General features: G+C 74.2%; 18 protein-coding genes. 12 read left to right on the forward strand and 6 right to left on the reverse strand.

Annotation, left to right across the window (positions count from 1 at the left end; genetic code table 11):
• Positions 1–132: 132 nt before the first annotated feature.
• The 3 genes from AB0B41_RS31895 to tatB all read left to right on the forward strand — a co-directional run bounded on the left by AB0B41_RS31895 (position 133) and on the right by tatB (position 2,410).
• Positions 133–342, forward strand: a complete 210-nt coding sequence (locus tag AB0B41_RS31895; protein ID WP_358209941.1) for a hypothetical protein — start codon at positions 133–135, stop codon at positions 340–342.
• A 63-nt stretch (positions 343–405) separates the two neighbouring features.
• Positions 406–1,968 carry a trypsin-like peptidase domain-containing protein gene (locus AB0B41_RS31900; RefSeq protein WP_358209943.1) on the forward strand — a complete coding sequence of 521 codons (1,563 nt, stop codon included), beginning with the start codon at positions 406–408 and terminating at the stop codon, positions 1,966–1,968.
• Between the two features lie 19 nt (positions 1,969–1,987).
• Positions 1,988–2,410, forward strand: a complete 423-nt coding sequence (gene tatB / locus AB0B41_RS31905; RefSeq protein WP_358209945.1) for a Sec-independent protein translocase protein TatB — start codon at positions 1,988–1,990, stop codon at positions 2,408–2,410.
• 6 nt (positions 2,411–2,416) lie between these two features.
• On the opposite strand, the gene AB0B41_RS31910 is transcribed toward tatB, so the two are convergent.
• Positions 2,417–3,811, reverse strand: a complete 1,395-nt coding sequence (locus AB0B41_RS31910; RefSeq protein WP_358209947.1) for an amidase — start codon at positions 3,809–3,811, stop codon at positions 2,417–2,419.
• The gene (locus AB0B41_RS31915; RefSeq protein WP_358209979.1) at positions 3,808–4,719 is read right to left on the reverse strand and encodes a D-2-hydroxyacid dehydrogenase; all 912 of its coding nucleotides are present in this window, start codon (positions 4,717–4,719) and stop codon (positions 3,808–3,810) included. The genes AB0B41_RS31910 and AB0B41_RS31915 overlap by 4 nt, the downstream gene beginning before the upstream one ends.
• A 180-nt stretch (positions 4,720–4,899) precedes the next feature.
• Between AB0B41_RS31915 and AB0B41_RS31920 the strand changes: the two genes are divergently transcribed.
• The 6 genes from AB0B41_RS31920 (at position 4,900) to AB0B41_RS31945 (ending at position 10,186) form a co-directional block, all read left to right on the forward strand.
• A complete protein-coding gene (locus AB0B41_RS31920) occupies positions 4,900–5,412 on the forward strand; it encodes a DUF3830 family protein (protein WP_358209949.1) in 513 nt (170 codons plus the stop codon).
• Between the two features lie 36 nt (positions 5,413–5,448).
• On the forward strand, positions 5,449–6,249 hold the full coding sequence (locus AB0B41_RS31925; protein WP_358209951.1) for an Asp/Glu racemase: 801 nt from the start codon (positions 5,449–5,451) through the stop codon (positions 6,247–6,249).
• A 64-nt stretch (positions 6,250–6,313) separates the two neighbouring features.
• Positions 6,314–7,081, forward strand: a complete 768-nt coding sequence (locus tag AB0B41_RS31930; protein ID WP_358209953.1) for a maleate cis-trans isomerase — start codon at positions 6,314–6,316, stop codon at positions 7,079–7,081.
• Between the two features lie 37 nt (positions 7,082–7,118).
• On the forward strand, positions 7,119–7,796 hold the full coding sequence (locus tag AB0B41_RS31935; RefSeq protein WP_037043160.1) for a GntR family transcriptional regulator: 678 nt from the start codon (positions 7,119–7,121) through the stop codon (positions 7,794–7,796).
• Positions 7,797–7,928: 132 nt separating this feature from the next.
• Positions 7,929–8,849, forward strand: coding sequence for an AEC family transporter (locus AB0B41_RS31940; RefSeq protein WP_358209955.1), 921 nt, complete (start codon positions 7,929–7,931; stop codon positions 8,847–8,849).
• A gap of 83 nt (positions 8,850–8,932) precedes the next feature.
• The gene (locus tag AB0B41_RS31945; RefSeq protein ID WP_358209957.1) at positions 8,933–10,186 is read left to right on the forward strand and encodes an aminotransferase class III-fold pyridoxal phosphate-dependent enzyme; all 1,254 of its coding nucleotides are present in this window, start codon (positions 8,933–8,935) and stop codon (positions 10,184–10,186) included.
• Between the two features lie 141 nt (positions 10,187–10,327).
• Here the strand turns inward: AB0B41_RS31945 and AB0B41_RS31950 are convergent, their stop codons facing one another.
• Positions 10,328–11,473, reverse strand: coding sequence for an Mrp/NBP35 family ATP-binding protein (locus AB0B41_RS31950; protein WP_358209981.1), 1,146 nt, complete (start codon positions 11,471–11,473; stop codon positions 10,328–10,330).
• 233 nt (positions 11,474–11,706) lie between these two features.
• Here AB0B41_RS31950 and AB0B41_RS31955 point away from each other — a divergent pair, with 233 nt between their 5' ends.
• On the forward strand, positions 11,707–12,120 hold the full coding sequence (locus AB0B41_RS31955; RefSeq protein WP_051737110.1) for a MarR family transcriptional regulator: 414 nt from the start codon (positions 11,707–11,709) through the stop codon (positions 12,118–12,120).
• Positions 12,121–12,178: 58 nt separating this feature from the next.
• On the opposite strand, the gene AB0B41_RS31960 is transcribed toward AB0B41_RS31955, so the two are convergent.
• From AB0B41_RS31960 to AB0B41_RS31970, 3 genes are read right to left on the reverse strand one after another with little or no spacing between them, the layout of a single operon-like run.
• The gene (locus AB0B41_RS31960) at positions 12,179–12,718 is read right to left on the reverse strand and encodes a DUF1003 domain-containing protein (RefSeq protein ID WP_358209959.1); all 540 of its coding nucleotides are present in this window, start codon (positions 12,716–12,718) and stop codon (positions 12,179–12,181) included.
• Positions 12,711–14,030 carry a CBS domain-containing protein gene (locus AB0B41_RS31965; RefSeq protein ID WP_358209961.1) on the reverse strand — a complete coding sequence of 440 codons (1,320 nt, stop codon included), beginning with the start codon at positions 14,028–14,030 and terminating at the stop codon, positions 12,711–12,713. The genes AB0B41_RS31960 and AB0B41_RS31965 overlap by 8 nt, the downstream gene beginning before the upstream one ends.
• 48 nt (positions 14,031–14,078) lie before the next feature.
• Positions 14,079–14,420 carry a hypothetical protein gene (locus AB0B41_RS31970; RefSeq protein ID WP_358209963.1) on the reverse strand — a complete coding sequence of 114 codons (342 nt, stop codon included), beginning with the start codon at positions 14,418–14,420 and terminating at the stop codon, positions 14,079–14,081.
• Between the two features lie 137 nt (positions 14,421–14,557).
• Between AB0B41_RS31970 and AB0B41_RS31975 the strand changes: the two genes are divergently transcribed.
• Both AB0B41_RS31975 and AB0B41_RS31980 read left to right on the forward strand, forming a co-directional pair.
• On the forward strand, positions 14,558–15,430 hold the full coding sequence (locus AB0B41_RS31975) for a PhzF family phenazine biosynthesis protein (protein WP_358209965.1): 873 nt from the start codon (positions 14,558–14,560) through the stop codon (positions 15,428–15,430).
• Between the two features lie 212 nt (positions 15,431–15,642).
• Positions 15,643–16,614, forward strand: coding sequence for a CoA ester lyase (locus AB0B41_RS31980; protein ID WP_358209967.1), 972 nt, complete (start codon positions 15,643–15,645; stop codon positions 16,612–16,614).
• The last annotated feature ends 7 nt before the right edge of the window (positions 16,615–16,621 follow it).

Raw genomic sequence — 16,621 nt, forward strand, 5'->3', positions numbered from 1 at the left:
CACGCCGCACGGCCAGCACATCGGCATCGTCTGCGACATCATGCCGGAGGCGTTCCTCGACGGCAGGGTGTTGGGTCACGAGTCGGTGCAGCCGCGGCGTCGGGCCTCGCGCTCGGCGCGCTCGCCTTCGGCGTGCTGCCCTCGTCCGCCCCCGGCGCGCCGGCCCAGCCCGAGCGCGGCGTGCTCGGCGGCAGCGTGCTGGGCGGCCCGGCCGGCTCGGACGGCGCGGCCCGGCTCGGCACGGGCGCCACCTTCCAGCCCGCCGCGATCCGGAACAGCACGCCGCCGTCCGCCGTGCCGACCCCGCCCGCACCGGCGAGCGAGCCGCGCACCGAGCGCTGATCGCGGGGTGATCGCGCCCGGCTACGCGGACTTCACCGTCCGTCGGGCAGGCTGGTCCGCACCATGAGCGACGCGCAGGACCCGGCCGACGAGCGCGGGACGGGTGGGGCGGACCCCGCCGTGCCGCCCCGGGAGGACCCGCCCCGGCTGGGGCCGCGCGGCCTGGACCGGCCCGCCGTCGACCCGGACTCCGCCGAGGTCTTCGGCCGCCCGAGCGGCGTCGAGGGCGCCTTCGCCGACCGCGGCGCCACCAACGGGCGCGCCCGCTCCACCCTCGCCCCCGCGCCCACCGCGGCGCTGGCCAGCGCGTTCGGCCGCCCCGGCGCCGACGCGCCCACCCTGCAGCGCCCGCCCGGCCCGGCCGGTGAGCGTCCCGGCGACGACGACGCGTTCTGGCCCACCGGCGACGCGGCCGGCACGGACGGCCGGGAGGACCCGTGGCGGCGCCCGGAGAGCCCGGTCGAGCTCGGTCCGCCGCCCGCGGGCGACGCGGCACCCGAGCCCGAGCCGGGACCCGGCGCCCGGCTCAGCGTCCGTGAGGTGCTGTTCGGCCGCCGCGTCGAGCCGAAGGCGCTCGCGATCCTCGGCGTGCTCGCGCTCCTGATCGGCGCGCTCGGCGGCCTGGTCGGCCGGTACACCGCGGAGGGCGCGAACTCGCTCACCGAGCCCGGCGCCACGCTGACCACCACCATCGAGGGCAAGGAACGGCCGCCCGGCTCGGTCTCGGACATCGCCGCCCGGGTGCTGCCCGCCGTCGTCTCGCTCGACATCAAGGTGGGCCAGCAGGGCGGCACCGGCTCCGGCGTGGTCATCGACCCGGCGGGCTACATCCTCACCAACAACCACGTCGTCGCGCCGGCCGCCGACGCCCAGGGCTCCACCGTCCAGGCCGTGTTCAGCGACGGCAGCCGGGCCCCTGCCGCGATCGTCGGCCGCGACCCCAAGACCGATCTCGCCGTGGTGAAGGTGCAGGTCACGAACCCGACGGTCGCCCAGTTCGGGTCCTCCGGGTCGCTCGCCGTCGGCGACGCGGTGATCGCGATCGGCTCGCCGCTGGGGCTCGCCGGGACCGTCACCACCGGCATCGTCAGCGCGCTCGACCGCCCGGTCCGGCTCGACGGCGACGGCAACGACGTCGCGGTCATCGACGCCGTGCAGACGGACGCGGCGATCAACCCCGGCAACTCCGGCGGCGCGCTCGTGGACTCGACCGGGGCCGTCGTCGGGATCAACACGGCGATCCGCAGCCTCGGCGGATCGGGGCAGTCCGAGGGCGGCTCGATCGGGCTCGGCTTCGCCATCCCGATCGAGACCGCGCGCACCATCGCCGAGGAGCTCGTCCGGACCGGCCGGGTCACCCACGCCGACCTCGGCGTCAACGTCCGGTCGGTGACGGACGGGCAGGCCGACGGCGCCCAGGTGCAGAACGTCGTGGCGGGCGGGGCGGCCGCCGGCGCCGGGATCGTCGAGGGCGACGTGATCGTCAAGGTCGGCGACCGGGACATCGCGGGGGCCGACGAGCTGATCGTGGCGGTGCGCGAGAAGAACCCCGGCGACGTCGTCCCGATCCAGCTCGTGCGGGACGGGCGGCCGCTGACGGTCAACGCCACGCTGGCGTCGGACTGACACCGCGTAGGCTGGGCCCGTGTTCGACAGCGTCGGCTGGGGAGAGATCCTCGTCCTCGTCGTGGCCGGGCTGTTCATCCTCGGCCCCGAGCGGCTGCCGTCCGCCGCGGCATGGCTCGGCAAGACGGTCCGTCAGGTGCGCGAGTACGCCACCGGCGCGCAGACGAAGCTGCGCAACGAGCTGGGCCCGGAGTTCGACGAGCTGCGCAAGCCGCTCGAGGACCTGCGCGGCCTGCGCAACTTCAACCCCCGCACCGCCGTGCGCCGCACCCTGTTCGACGACGACCCGGACCCGCTGGGTGTGAACACCCTGCGCGCCAACGGCAGCAACGGGTCCCACGGCGGCACGAGCGACACCGCGCCCGCGGCCCCGCCGGCGGCGAGGCCCGTCGAGCGGCTCGCCCCCGACGAGCGCCCCCCGATCGACCCCGACGCCACCTGAGCCGGGTCACCCGAGCAGGGTCGGCACCTGCTTGTGGTGGTCGGTGGCCTGCTCGTAGGCGTGGGCGGCGGCCAGGACGCGGCCGTCGGCGTGCCGCGGCCCGACGATCTGCAGGCCCACCGGCAGCCCCTCGCTCGTGAACCCGCAGGGCACGCTCGCGGCCGGCTGCTGGGTCATGTTGAAGGGGTAGGTGAACGGGGTCCAGCTCGTCCAGCGCCCCTCACCGGACGGCGTCTCGCGGCCGCCCTCGAAGGCCGGGATCGGCAGCGTCGGGGTGAGCAGCAGGTCGTACTCCTGGTGGAAGGCGCCCATCAGCGAGCCCATGTCGTTGCGCACCGCCATGGCGCCCAGGAAGTCGGTCGCGGAGTACCGCGCCCCCTGCTCGGCGATCTCCACCAGCGCCGGGTCCATCCGCGACCGCTGCTCGGCGGAATACGGCTCGAGGCACTTGGCCGCGCCGGCGAACCACAGGACGTGGAAGGGCTCCACGCAGTCCGAGAAGCCGGGGTCCGCGCGCTCGACGGTCGCGCCCAACCGCGCGAACACCTCGGCGGCGGCCTCGAAGGCGGACCTCACGTCCGGGTGCACGTCGACGTAGCCGAGCGTGGGGCTGATCGCGATCCGCAGCCCCGCGACACCGTCCGTCGCCTGCTCGGCGTAGGGGCGCGGCGGGGCGTCGAGCAGCCAGGGGTCGCGGGCGTCGAAGCCGGCGATCACGTCCAGCAGCAGCGCGGCGTCGAGCGCGGTGCGGGTCATCGGGCCGACGTGGGCCAGCGTGCCGAACGGGCTGCCCGGGTGGTGCGCGACGCGGCCGTAGGTCGACTTGTGCGCGACCGTGCCGGTGAACGCGGCGGGGATCCGGACGGAGCCGCCCGCGTCCGTCCCGAGCGACAGCGCCCCCATCCCGAGCCCGACGGCCGCGGAGGACCCGCCGGAGGAGCCGCCCGCGGTCTTCGTGGCGTCCCACGGGTTGGTGGTCACGCCCCAGCGCGGCGAGTCCGTGACGCCCTTCCACGCGTACTCCGGCGTGGTCACCTTGCCGAGCAGCACGGCACCGGCCTCGCGGACCCGCGCGACCGGCGGGCCGTCGACGTCGTACGGCTCGGGCTGCACGGCGACCCACGAGCCGCGCGTGGTCGGCCAGCCCTTGGTGAGCAGGATGTCCTTGATCGAGGTCGGCACGCCGTCGAGCGGGCCGACCGGAGTGCCCGCCTGCCACCGCTCCGCCGACTCGCGGGCGGAGGCCAGCGCCGAGTCGGCGTCGACCAGCGTGTACGCGTTGACCTTCGCGTCGTGCTCCTCGATGCGGTCCAACGCGTCCTGCGTGGCCTGGACCGGGGAGATCTCGCCCTTCTCGTAGCCCGCGAGCAGCTCGGTGGCGGAGAGGTCAGCAGTACTCACGAGGTGCCTTTCACGTATCCGAGGCTCTTGTCGACGACGTTGTGCAGCGGCTCGCCCGCCCGGTAGCGCGCGAGGTTCGCCAGGAACTGGTCCACCAGCATGCCCCGCCACCCCACGACGTCGCCGGACATGTGCGGGGAGACGATCACGTTCGCCATCTCCCACAGCGGCGAGTCGGCGGGCAGCGGCTCGGTCTCGAACACGTCGAGCGCGGCGCCGGCGATCCGGCCGCCCTGCAGCGCGGCGACGAGGTCCTGCTCGACGACGAGCCCGCCGCGGCCGACGTTGACCACCCGGGCGGTGTCCGGCAGCAGGTCCAGGGCGGCCTTGTCGAGCATCCCGCGGGTGGCGTCGGTGAGCGGGGCGGCCAGCACGAGGACGTCGGCGGAGGGGAGGAGCCCGGGCAACGCGTCGAAGGCGTGCACGCCCTCGCCGGCCCGGCGGCCGACGAGCTCGGTGCGCAGCCCGACGGCGCCGAGCATGTCCGCGATGGCCCGCCCGATCGGCCCGCTGCCGACCACGACCGCGGTGCGGCCGTGCACCGCGGACGTCTCGCGGTGCCGCCACTCGCGGCGGCCCTGCAGCCGCAGTGTGGTCGGCAGGTCCTTGGCGAAGGCCAGCACCACGCCGGTCACGTACTCCGCGATCGGCCGGTCGAAGACGCCGCGGGCGTTCGTGATCTGCGCGGGGTGCTCCAGGATCTCCGGGAACGTGACCTTGTCCACGCCGGCGCTGGCCGTGTGGACCCAGCGGACGGCGCCGGTGTCGGCGGCGCGCCACGCGTCGGGCACTGCGGGGGACAGGAAGTCCCAGACGAGCAGGACGTCCGCCCCCGACAACGCCCCGGCCAGCTCGGACGGGCCGGCGAGACGGATCTCGGCGCCCTCCGCGCGCTCGTCGAGGCCGATCGGTGGGTCGTCTCCGGTCAGCACGGCGATGACGGGCTGACCTGCGGGAACGGGCACGCCGAAGATCCTTCCGGAAGCGGGGGAGGCGATTGACACGCTAGGAAGCGCTCGTATGATTGTCAACAATCCGCGTCCTGCGCGGGGGTGTCCTGCTGCCTGTCGCCGTATGAGGTGTGTGCGTTGCCCAAGTTCATCCGGATCAGCCTCGAGCGCCGCGGAGTGTCCTGCGTGGCCGAGCTGCTCGAGAAGGAGGCCCCGCGGACCACCGCCGCGGTCTGGGAGGCGCTGGCCGACGGCCCGCTGGGTGGTCCGGCGCAGCACGCGAAGTACGCCCGCAACGAGGTCTACTCGATCGTCCCGCGCTTCGGCCCGACCATCGGCCAGGAGAACCCGACGGTCACCCCCATCCCGGGCGACGTCTGCTACTTCGACTTCCACGGCGGCATGCTCGACGCCTCCTTCAAGGAGGACCAGGACATCGATCAGGCCGCGGGCGGCATCGACCTGGCCATCTTCTACGGCCGGAACAACCTCCTGCTCAACGGCGACGTGGGGTGGGTCCCCGGCAACGTCTACGCCATGATCGTGGAGAATCTGCCGGCGATGGCGGAGGCGTGTCACGACGTGTGGCGGTCCGGCAGCGTGGGAGAGCGGCTCGTGTACGAGCGGCTCCCCGAGGGTTCCTCCGAGTAGGGCGGTCTACTCGGGGCGTTCGAGTGGAGTAGCACGATGCCCGCTGAACTCTCCGTCGGTCTCGTCGACCCGGATGCCCACCACGGCTCCGCGTCGGACACCGACGAGGCGAGCGACGAGACACCGGGGGTCGGCGTCGTCGCCCCGTTCGACTTCGCGCTGGACCGCGAGCTCTGGCGCTGGGCGCCGGACGACGTCTCGCTGTACCTGACCCGGCTGCCGTTCTTCACCACGCCGGTCACGGTCGAGATGGCCGTCGCGGTCGGCGACCGGCGGGCGGTGCGACGGGCGACCCGGGACGTGCTCACGCCGCGGCCCGGCGTGGTCACGTTCGCGTGCACGTCGGGCAGCTTCGTCAGCGGCGTGGCGGGCGAGTTCGTGCTCCGCCGGACGATGATCGAGGCGGGCGCCCCCGAGGCCACGACCACCAGCGGCGCCCTGGTCGACGCCCTGCACCTGCTCGGCGTGCAGAACCTGGCCATCGCCACGCCGTACATCGCCGCGGTCACCGACCGGTTGGTGACCTACCTCGCCGACAGCGGTGTGAGCACCGTCGCGAGCGAGGGTCTCGGGCTGCTCGGCAACATCTGGCGGGTCGGCTACGAGCAGGTCGTGTCGATCGTCAAGGCGGTCGACCGGCCCGAGGCCGACGCGCTGTTCATCAGCTGCACCAACCTCCCCACCTACGACATCATCGAGCCCCTCGAGCAGGCCCTGGGCAAGCCGGTGATCACCGCGAACCAGGTCACGATGTGGGCCTCGCTGCGCGCCATCGGCCGGCAGGCCGTCGGCGGCGGGCGGCTGCTCGAGGTCCCGTTGCAGCGCTCGGTGGCGTGACCCGGCCGGGGCAGGCTTGTACGATTGTCGACAACCTGCCCGGCCCGACCCGCGAGGACCGCCCGTGACACAGACCGCCCCCGTGACCCCGACCGTCGGGATCCTGTACCCGGGGTACTCCGCCGAGGACGACTACCCGCGCGCCGAGCAGCTGCTCGGCGACGGCAGCCGGCTCCCGCTCGTGCACACCCTGATGCGGGAGGACGCGCACCGCGTCGACGCCCTGCTCGACGTGGGCTCCGAGGACATCCTGGCCGACGGCGCCAAGGCCGTCGCCGCCTCGGCCGGACCGCTGGACTCGATCATCTGGGCCTGCACCTCCGGCTCCTTCGTGTTCGGCTGGGACGGCGCGACGGCGCAGGTCAAGGCCCTGCAGGAGGTCGCCCGGGTGCCGGCGTCGAGCACGTCGTTCGCCTTCGTCGACGCCTGCCGCCGGCTCGGGGTCGACACCGTCGCCGTCGGCGCCACCTACCCGGACGACGTGGCCGAGCGGTTCGTCGAGTTCCTCGGCAAGGCCGGGATCCGCGTCCTCACCCTGACCTCGCGCGGGATCATCACCGCGGCCGAGGTCGGGACCCTGACCGACGACGTCGTGCTGGAGTTCGCCGCGGCCGTCGCCGGTGACCCGGCCGCCGCCGGGGCGCAGGCGATCCTCATGCCGGACACCGCGCTGCACACGATCGACGTCCTCGACCGGCTCGACGAGCGGGTGGGCAAGCCGGTGCTCACGGCCAACCAGGTCAGCGTGTGGCAGGGGCTGCGGCTCGCCGGGGCCGACCGGGCACGGACGGGACTCGGCGCGCTCTTTGCCGCCGGCCCGGAGGCGGGCTGAGGCCATGGCGGGTGCGGGCCACGTTACCGAGATCCGGATGGGCGACCTGGAGCCCATCGACCGCCGGTCGACGGCCGCGATCGTCGCCGACCGCATCCGGGCGGCGATCATGCGCGGCACCTTCCCGCCCGGCACCCAGCTGGGCGAGGTCGACCTGGCGGCGCGGCTCGGGGTGAGCCGCGGGCCGCTGCGCGAGGCCATGCAGCGGCTGGTCGCCGAGGGGCTGCTGCGCAGCGAGCGGCACCGCGGGCTCTTCGTCCGCGACCTCGACGCCGCCGACGTGCGGGACGTCTACACCGCCCGCACGGCCGTCGAGCGGGCCGCCGCGCTGCTCCTGCTCGCCGAGCCCGACCGCGGCCCGGCCGTCGCCCGGCTGACCGCGGCGATCGCGGCGATGGAGGCCGCGGCGGCCGCCGGCGACGCCGTCGCGCTGGCCGACGCCGACCACGACTTCCACGCCGAGCTCGTGGCCGCGTCGGGCAGCCCGCGGCTGCACCGGATGTCGCGGACGCTGCTGGTGGAGACGCGGATGTGCCTGGCCGCCCTGCAGCAGACCGCCCCGCCGTCGGAGGACCTGCTCGCCGAGCACCGCACGCTGCGCGACGCCCTCGCCGCCGGCGACGCCGAGCTCATGACCCGGGTCCTCGAGGCCCACATGGCCGACGCCGTCTCGCGCATCCTCGACGTGGCGCCCCCTCCCGCCCTGCCCGCCTGACCCCGTGCGCGGCAACTGCGCCTAGAGGGGCAGTTGTCGCGCACGACCGCCTGTGACCTGCGGCGGGAGACCTGCCGCGGAGCCCGCCCCGGCCGTAGCCTCGGAACACGTGACCGGCTTCCTCGCGCGCTCGTGACGGGCATCCTCGAAGGCTTCCTCGTCATCGGCGTGGTCATCGCCGTCGGCTACGGCATCGGCCGGGCCGGTGTGCTCGGCCCGTCGGCCACCCAGGTGCTCTCCCGTACCGCGTTCTTCGTGGCGTCGCCCGCGCTGCTGTTCGTCACGCTCGCGCGGGCGGACGTCGGCGCGGTGTTCTCGTCGGCGCTCGTCGTCACCGCGGCGACCAGCACGCTCGCCTGCCTGCTCTACCTGCCGGTCGGTCTGGCGCGGCGGCGGCCGCCGGGGGAGACGGCCATCGGCTCGATGGCCAGCGGCTACGTCAACGCCGGCAACCTCGGCCTGCCCATCGCCACCTACGCGCTGGGCGACGCCGCCGCCGTCGCGCCGGTGCTGCTGTTCCAGCTCGCCGTGCTCACCCCGCTCTACACGACCGTGCTCGACGTGGTGTCCGGCGAGCGCACCTCCTGGGTCCGCACGCTGACGGCGCCACTGCGCAACCCGATCGCGATGGCGACGGCGGCGGGGCTGATCGTCTCGGCGACCGGCTGGCTGCCGCCCGAACCGGTCATGGCGCCCCTCCAGCTCATCGCCGACCTCGCGGTGCCCGGCATGCTCCTGGCGTTCGGGATCTCGCTGCGCGGGGCCGCGCGCCCCGGCACCGGCGAGGTCGGGCCCTCGCTCTGGTGTGTCGTGGTGCTGAAGAACCTGGTGCACCCGCTGCTCGCGCTCGTACTCGGCGGTCTGGTGCTGGGGCTGGCCGGACCCGCGCTGACCGCGGTCGTGGTGTGTGCGGCGCTGCCCACCGCGCAGAACGTCTTCGGCTACGCCGTGCGCTTCGACGAGGGCGTCCGGCTGGGCCGCGACGCCGCGCTGACGACGACGATCGTCAGCGCCCCGGTGCTGGTCGCCGTCGTCGGGCTCTTGTCGGGGTAGTCCCCCTTGCCGGGGTACGGTCCGGCATGGTTCCCTGAGATTGTCGACAACACGACAATCATCGACTCGTGGAGCGGAGTTCCATGGCACAGCTGTCCCCGGTCCTCACCCAGGCCACGCCCGTCCAGGCCGCGCGCGGCGAGGGGGTCTACCTCTACGACACCGAGGGGCGCCGGCACCTGGACTTCACGGCCGGGATCGGCGTCACCTCGACCGGGCACTGCCACCCGAAGGTCGTCGCGGCGGCGCAGGAGCAGGTCGGCACGCTGATCCACGGCCAGTACACCACCGTGATGCACCAGCCGCTGCTCAAGCTCGTGGACCGGCTCGGCGACGTGCTGCCGCCGGCGCTCGACAGCGTCTTCTTCCTCAACTCGGGCTCCGAAGCCGTCGAGGCCTCGGTGCGCCTCGCCCGGCACGCCACCGGCCGGCCGCTGATCCTGGCCTTCGACGGCGGCTTCCACGGCCGCACGATGGGCGCCGCCGCGCTCACCACCTCGGGCGCCAAGATCCGCTCCGGCAACGGGCCGCTGATGGGCGGAGCGGTGTTCGCGCCGTTCCCCTACGCCTACCGCTACGGCTGGAGCGAGGAGCAGGCCGTCGAGTTCGCGCTGGCCGAGCTCGACCGCCAGCTCGTGAGCACCGCCCCGGCGGCCGACGTCGCGGCGTTCATCATCGAGCCGGTGCTCGGCGAGGGCGGCTACGTGCCCACCCCGCCGGCCTTCCTGCGCGGGCTGCGCGAGCGCGCCGACCGGCACGGCATCCTGCTGATCGCCGACGAGGTGCAGACCGGCTTCGGCCGCACCGGGAAGTTCTGGGGACACCAGCACGCCGAGGGCGTCACCCCGGACATCCTCATCACGGCCAAGGGCCTGGCCAGCGGCTTCCCGCTGTCCGGCATCGCCGCCTCGCGCGAGCTGATGAGCAAGGCGCGCCCGGGTTCGCAGGGCGGCACCTACGGCGGCAACGCCGTGGCCTGCGCCGCCGCGCTCGCCACCCTCGACGTGGTGCAGGAGGAGGGCCTGGTCGAGAACGCCGCCGTCCAGGGCCGCCGGCTGCTCGAGGGCCTGCGCCACGCCTCGGCGGACGTCAAGCAGGTCGGCGACGTCCGCGGCCTCGGCCTGATGGTCGCCGTCGAGTTCACGGCGCCGGACGGCTCGCCGGACACCGCCACGGCCGTCAAGGCCCACGCGGCCGCCGCCGAGCAGGGCCTGCTGCTGCTGACCTGCGGCCCGTTCGGCAACGTCGTGCGGTTCATCCCGCCGCTCATCACCACCGCCGAGCAGGTCGACGAGGGCCTGGCGCTCTGGACCAAGGCGCTGGCGAGCGCGGTCTGATCACGGCGAACGGCGCTCTCGCTCACTGAGTGTGAGCGGGAGCGCCGCTCGTTCATCCGGGCCCGGACACACGAACGGCGCTGTCGCTCACCAGGTCTGAGCGAGAGCACCGTTCGTTGTGGGTCGGTGCCGTCCCGTCCGTCAGCGGCGGACCGGGGAGAGGCCCAGGCTCATGCCCGCCAGGCCGCGGGAGCGGACCGTGAGCTTGTCGGCGATACCGTTCAGGACCTGGGCGGCCGCGGTCTCGGGGCTGCGCAGCACGATCGGGGTGCCGGAGTCGCCGCACTCGCGCACGCCCGGCTCGAGCGGGACCTGCCCGAGCAGCGGGACCTGCGCGCCGAGGGCCTGGGTCAGCCGGTCGACGACGGTCTGGCCGCCGCCCGACCCGAAGACCTCCATCCGCGAGCCGTCGGGCATCTCCAGCCACGACATGTTCTCGACGACCCCGGCGATCCGCTGCCGGGTCTGCAGCGCGATCGAGCCCGCCCGCTCGGCCACCTCGGCCGCCGCCTGCTGCGGGGTGGTGACCACCAGCAGCTCGGCGTTCGGGATGAGCTGCGCGGTCGAGATCGCGATGTCGCCGGTGCCCGGGGGCAGGTCCAGCAGCAGGACGTCCAGGTCGCCCCAGAACACGTCCGCCAGGAACTGCTGCAGCGCGCGGTGCAGCATCGGGCCGCGCCACACGACGGGGGTGTTGTCGGCGACGAACATGCCGATCGAGATGACCTTCACGCCGTGCGCCTGCGGCGGCATGATCATGTTCTCGACCTTGGTCGGCCGGTCCGCCGCGCCGAGCATCCGCGGGACCGAGTGCCCGTAGATGTCCGCGTCGACCACGCCGACGTGCAGGCCCTTCGCGGCCATCGCCGCGGCCAGGTTGACCGTGACCGAGGACTTGCCGACGCCGCCCTTGCCCGACGCCACGCAGTACACGCGGGTCAGCGAGCCGGGCTGGGCGAACGGGATCTCCGGCTCGTCGGAGTCGCCGCGCAACTGCCGGCGCAGGGCGGTCCGCTGCTCGTCGCTCATCACGTCCAGCTCGACGCGGACCTCGCTCACGCCGGGCACGGCGGACACGGCGTCGGTCACCCGGCGGTTGATGGTCTCCCGCATCGGGCAGCCCGCGACCGTGAGGTAGACGCCCACCTGGGCCACGCCGTCCGGGGACACCGTGACGCCCTTGACCATGCCGATCTCGGTGATCGGTTTGCGGATCTCGGGGTCCTCGACCTTGCTCAGCGCGGCGCGGATCGCCTGCTCGACGGTCTCGGTGCTGGTGTTTCCCATGAGGGACATCTGGGTCTCCGCTGAACCTTCCTCGTCGACGAGTGCCGCGAGTACGGTCACGGCCTGTCCCCTCCCATGCTACGTGCGGTCCCGCGCCCGCTCTCGCGTCCGTAGCATCTACGAGCGTGACGGACATCGCCGAAGGGCGGGCTGGCTCGGACGGCCTGCGCACCACGCGGTCCGCGCACGGGGGGAAGGACCGGTCGGGGCAGGTCGTGCCGAGGCCGGAGGAGATGGCGTCGTGGCGGGCGTTCCTGAGGGCGCACGCCACGATCACCCGGGCGCTGGAGACCGAACTCGTCGCGGAGCAGGAGCTCTCGCTGGCGGCCTACGACGTGCTGGTCCAGCTCGCCGAGGCGCCCGGGAGACGGCTGCGCATGACCGAGCTGGCCGACGCCGTGCTGCTCTCGCGGTCCGGGGTGACCCGGCTGGTCGACCGGCTGGAACGCGCCGGGCTCGTGCGCCGCACGAGGGTCGAGTCCGACGGCCGGGGGGTCGCCGCGGGACTCACGCCGGCGGGCCTGGACCGGTTGCGGACCGCCTCGCGCACCCACCTGCGGGGGGTGACCAGCCATTTCGCCACGCGGCTCGACGCGGACGATCTGGCGGCGCTGGAGCGCATCTGCTCCCGGCTCGTCGTGACCTGAGCCCGCGACTCGTGGGGGCGACAGCGCGACTCCTGGGGGCGACGGCGCGGCTCGCGGGTCAGCGGCGGCGGGGCTTCGCCTCCCGCTTCTCCGGCCGCCGGTCGGGCTCCTCGCCGCGGACCGCGGCGTCGACGGTCGTCTCGAGGCTCTGCGTGACCCGCTCGAGCTCGCCCCGCAGGTAGTCCCGCGTGGCGACCTCGCCGATCGCGAGGCGCAGCGCGGCGAGCTCGCGGGCGAGGTACTCCGTGTCGGCCTTCGTGCGCTCGGCGCGCCGCCGGTCCTCCTCGAGGGCGATGCGGTCCCGGTCGTCCTGCCGGTTCTGCGCAAGCAGGATCAGCGGCGCCGCATACGCCGCCTGGGTGGAGAAGGCCAGGTTGAGCAGGATGAAGGGGTACGGGTCCCACTGCAGCCGCCAGCTGACCAGGTTCAGCCCGATCCACACGAGCACGACCACGGTCTGGATGCCCAGGTAGCGACCGGTGCCGAGGTACCTCGCGATGCGCTCCGCGGCGCTGGCGAAGCCGTCCGGGTCGAACTCGATCCGCCGCCGGCCGAGCAGCGGCTGGTCGAGGCGGCGGCCGGTCTGCAGCTCAGGCATCGGCGGCCCCCGTCCGTCCGGACCCGTCGGGTCCCGTCCCGTTGCGTGCGAGCTCGCCGACCTCGGGTTCGACGTGCCCGAGGGTCGGCTGGTCCCGCCAGCCCTCCGGCAGCAGGTGGTCGAGCAGGTCGTCGACGGTGACCGCGCCCAGCAGGTGGTCCTCCGGGTCGACGACCGGGCCCGCCACCAGGTTGTACGTGGCGAAGTAGCGGGTGATCTCCTCGATCGAGGCGTCGGGCTCCAGCCGGGCGAGCTCGCTGTCGACCAGCCCCGCGACCAGCTCGAACGGCGCCTCGCGCAGCAGCCGCTGGCTGTGCACACAGCCCAGGTAGCGACCGGTCGGCGTGGCGCTCGGCGGGCGGCAGACGAACACCATGCTCGCCAGCGCCGGAGGGACGTCCGGGTTCCGCACGTGCGCGAGCGCCTCGGCCACCGTCGCGTCGGGCCGCAGCACGATCGGCTCCGGGGTCATCAGACCGCCCGCGGTGCGCGCCTCGTAGGTCATCAGCCGCCGGACGGGCTCGGACTCCTCGGGCTCCATCAGCGCGAGCAGCCGGCCGGCCTCCTCGTCGTCGAGCTCGCCGAGGAGGTCGGCGGCGTCGTCGGGCGCCATGGCCTCGAGGACGTCCGCGGCGCGCTCGGAGTCCAGGTGCGCGAACAGCACGCGCTGGTCGTTCTCCGACAGCTCCTCGAACACGTCGGCCAGCCGCTCGTCGTCGAGCGAGTCGACGACCTCCCGCTGGCGCTTGCGGGGCAGCTCGGACAGCGCCGCGGCGACGTCGGCCGGGCGCATCGAGTCGAACACGGCGAGGAGGCCCTCGGTGCCCTGCCGGTCGGACAGGGTCAGCCCCTGGACGGCACTCCACGGCAGGACCTGCACGGGGCTGCGCCGGCCCAGCCGCCGCGGTCCCGTGCGGAGGGCCAGCCGGCTCACCATCCAGTCCCGGCTGCGGGTCGGCTCGATCGCGGCGTCGACCACGGCGGCGGGCTCGCCCGACTCGCGCACGGTGACCGGCGCGTCGAGCATCTGGCCGAGCACGAGCGTCTCGTTGGGGCGCTGGTGGAAGCCGGAGAGGCTCACCGAGCCGCTGGCCAGGGTGACGGCGGCGGGATCGACGTCGGCCACGCGCAGCATGGGCACGAAGATGCGCCGCCGGCTGGACAGCTCGACCACGAGGCCCAGCACCCGCGGCGGGGTGGCGTCGAGCCGCAGGGTGGCGACGACGTCGCGCACCTTGCCGATCCGCTCCCCGTCGGGCCCGAACACGGCGAGGCCCGCCATCCGTGCCACGAAGATCCGCGCCGCGCCCATGGGGCACAGACTAGGCCGTCACCCCAGGTGGAGGCCGGGTCGGACCGGTCAGGACGACCGGATGCGCCGGGCCCGGCGGACGATCGTCAGCCGGTGCCGGGCGGGCGCCACCAGTCTGCGGTAGGCGCGGTGCAGCGCGATCCCGATCACGACGGCCACCGGCAGCGCCACGAGGACCTGCCACCAGTCCGTGGCCCAGAAGTGGATGACGCCGACGAGGAGCGCCGCGGTGACGAGGGCCGCGGACTTGATCATCAGGACCTGGGTGCGGGTCCGCCGGTCCCGGACGCCCCGGCGCAGCTGCGGCGCCGTCGAGAGCACAATCCACAGCCACCAGGCCAGCAGCACGGCGTGCGCGACGTAGCCGGTGACCCCACGCAGCAGGGCCATGGGGTCCGTCCTCGTGTGGTCCGGCGCACAGCCCAGGACGCCGTGACGGGACCGGACGGCCGCCGTTCGGCGACGGCCGTCGGACGGCGCAGCCGCGCGCCCGCCCGGTTCCCTCGGTCGGCCCTAGTCTCCGTCCCGTGCCGACCCTCCGCTTCGACGTCGTGGACGTGTTCACCGACCGCCCGTATGCGGGCAACCCGCTCGCCGTGGTCCGCTGCGAGCAGCACGAGCCCTCCGGCGAGGCGATGCAGGCGATCGCCGCCGAGTTCCACCTCTCCGAGACGGTGTTCACCCTGCCGCCGACCACGCCCGACGCGGACTACCGGGTACGGATCTTCACCCCGGCCGTCGAGCTCCCGTTCGCGGGGCACCCGAGCGTCGGCGCGGCCTGGGCGCTCGCGCGGGACGGCGCGATCCGGCACGGCGACGTCGTCCAGGAGTGCGGCGCGGGGCTGCTGCCCGTCGCGGTCGACGCCGACGGCGCGCGCGTCGCGGGCGGCCGGCCCGAGGTGGGGGAGGACCTGGACGCCGCCCTGCTCGCCGCCGCGGCCGGGCTGACCCCCGACGACGTCGACGGCGCCGCCGCCCCGGGCGTCGCCGCGGCGGGTGTGCCGTTCGCGTTCCTCCTGGTGCGGCCCGACGCCGTGGCCCGCGCGGTGCCCGATGCAGAGGGGGTGCGGGCACAGACCGCCGGGCTGACCGGGCTGGTCGTGGCGAGCGTGTCCGGCGACGCCGGGCACGTGCACCTGCGGATGTTCGGCGCCGGGGTCGGGGTGGACGAGGACCCCGCGACCGGCTCCGCCGCCGTCGCGCTCGGGGTGTTCCTCACCGACCGCGGGCTGCTCGTCCCGGACGGCACGTCGCGCTTCACCATCGCGCAGGGCGCCGAGATCGGCCGCCCTTCCCGGCTCGACGTCGAGGTGAAGGCCGAGGACGGCCGGGCGGTCGCCACCACCGTCCGGGGCGGGGTGGTCCCGGTCTCCCGGGGCGAGCTCACCGCCCTCCCCTGAGCGCCCGGGCGAGCCGTCCCGCTCGCACACCCGCTCGGCCCGGCCCCCTCGCAACGCCCCACCCGCACGGACCGTCCGGTCGGAGGGGGCGGTACCGGCCGGTAACCCGCGTCCACCTTGCGTGGGTGAGAAACCAATCACCTGACGGCGCGCTCGGCGCCGGGACGTGCCAGCATCCGTAGCGGCCCCGATCAGCGACGAGGAGTACGACAGTGACGTCCGAGAGCACCCGCCCGCTCCGCCCCCGCCGGTCCTGCCTGGCGGTTCCCGGTTCGAGCCAGAAGTTCATCGACAAGGCCCGGACGCTGGACTCGGACCAGGTCTTCCTCGACCTCGAGGACGCGTGCGCGCCGCTGGCCAAGCCGGGCGCGCGGAAGACGATCGTCGCCGCGCTGAACGAGGGCGGCTGGGGCGAGAAGGCCCGCGTGGTCCGGGTCAACGACTGGACCACCGAGTGGACCTACCGGGACGTCACGGAGGTCGTCGAGGGCGCCGGCGCGAACCTCGACGCGATCATGCTGCCGAAGGTGCAGACGCCGCAGCAGGTCGTCGCGCTCGACCTGCTGCTCACGCAGATCGAGAAGACCATGGGCTACGAGGTCGGCAAGATCGGCATCGAGGCGCAGATCGAGAATGCGCTGGGCCTGACCAACGTCAACGAGATCGCCACCGCCAGCCCGCGCGTCGAGACGATCATCTTCGGCCCGGCCGACTTCATGGCGTCGATCAACATGAAGTCCCTGGTCGTGGGTGAGCAGCCGCCCGGCTACGACGTCGGCGACGCCTACCACCACATCCTCATGTCGATCCTCATGGCGGCCCGCGCGCACGACAAGCAGGCCATCGACGGTCCGTACCTGCAGATCAAGGACGTCGACGGCTTCAAGCGCGTCGCCGGCCGTTCCGCCGCGCTGGGCTTCGACGGCAAGTGGGTGCTGCACCCCGGCCAGATCGACGCGGCCAACGAGGTCTTCAGCCCCTCCCAGGAGGACTACGACCACGCCGAGAACATCCTCGACGCGTACGACTGGTTCACCTCCGAGGCGGGCGGCAAGCGCGGCGCCGCGATGCTCGGCGACGAGATGATCGACGAGGCCTCCCGCAAGATGGCCCTGGTGATCTCGGGCAAGGGCCGCGCCGCGGGTATGCAGCGCACCGACAAGTGGACCCCGCCGGAGGCCTGAGCGGCCC

It is taken from the genome of Pseudonocardia sp. NPDC049154 (assembly GCF_040648315.1).
Taxonomy (GTDB): domain Bacteria; phylum Actinomycetota; class Actinomycetes; order Mycobacteriales; family Pseudonocardiaceae; genus Pseudonocardia.

Bases quoted from the DNA above. Each gene is read 5' to 3' on its own strand.
- AB0B41_RS31935 (WP_037043160.1), top strand. From the start codon at position 7,119: ATGGGCGACCTGGAGCCCATCGACCGCCGGTCGACGGCCGCGATCGTC.
- AB0B41_RS31960 (WP_358209959.1), bottom strand. From the start codon at position 12,718: ATGCCTGAGCTGCAGACCGGCCGCCGCCTCGACCAGCCGCTGCTCGGC.
- AB0B41_RS31945 (WP_358209957.1), top strand. From the start codon at position 8,933: ATGGCACAGCTGTCCCCGGTCCTCACCCAGGCCACGCCCGTCCAGGCC.
- AB0B41_RS31965 (WP_358209961.1), bottom strand. From the start codon at position 14,030: ATGGGCGCGGCGCGGATCTTCGTGGCACGGATGGCGGGCCTCGCCGTG.
- AB0B41_RS31925 (WP_358209951.1), top strand. From the start codon at position 5,449: ATGCCCGCTGAACTCTCCGTCGGTCTCGTCGACCCGGATGCCCACCAC.
- AB0B41_RS31900 (WP_358209943.1), top strand. From the start codon at position 406: ATGAGCGACGCGCAGGACCCGGCCGACGAGCGCGGGACGGGTGGGGCG.
- AB0B41_RS31955 (WP_051737110.1), top strand. From the start codon at position 11,707: ATGGCGTCGTGGCGGGCGTTCCTGAGGGCGCACGCCACGATCACCCGG.
- AB0B41_RS31970 (WP_358209963.1), bottom strand. From the start codon at position 14,420: ATGGCCCTGCTGCGTGGGGTCACCGGCTACGTCGCGCACGCCGTGCTG.
- AB0B41_RS31950 (WP_358209981.1), bottom strand. From the start codon at position 11,473: ATGGGAAACACCAGCACCGAGACCGTCGAGCAGGCGATCCGCGCCGCG.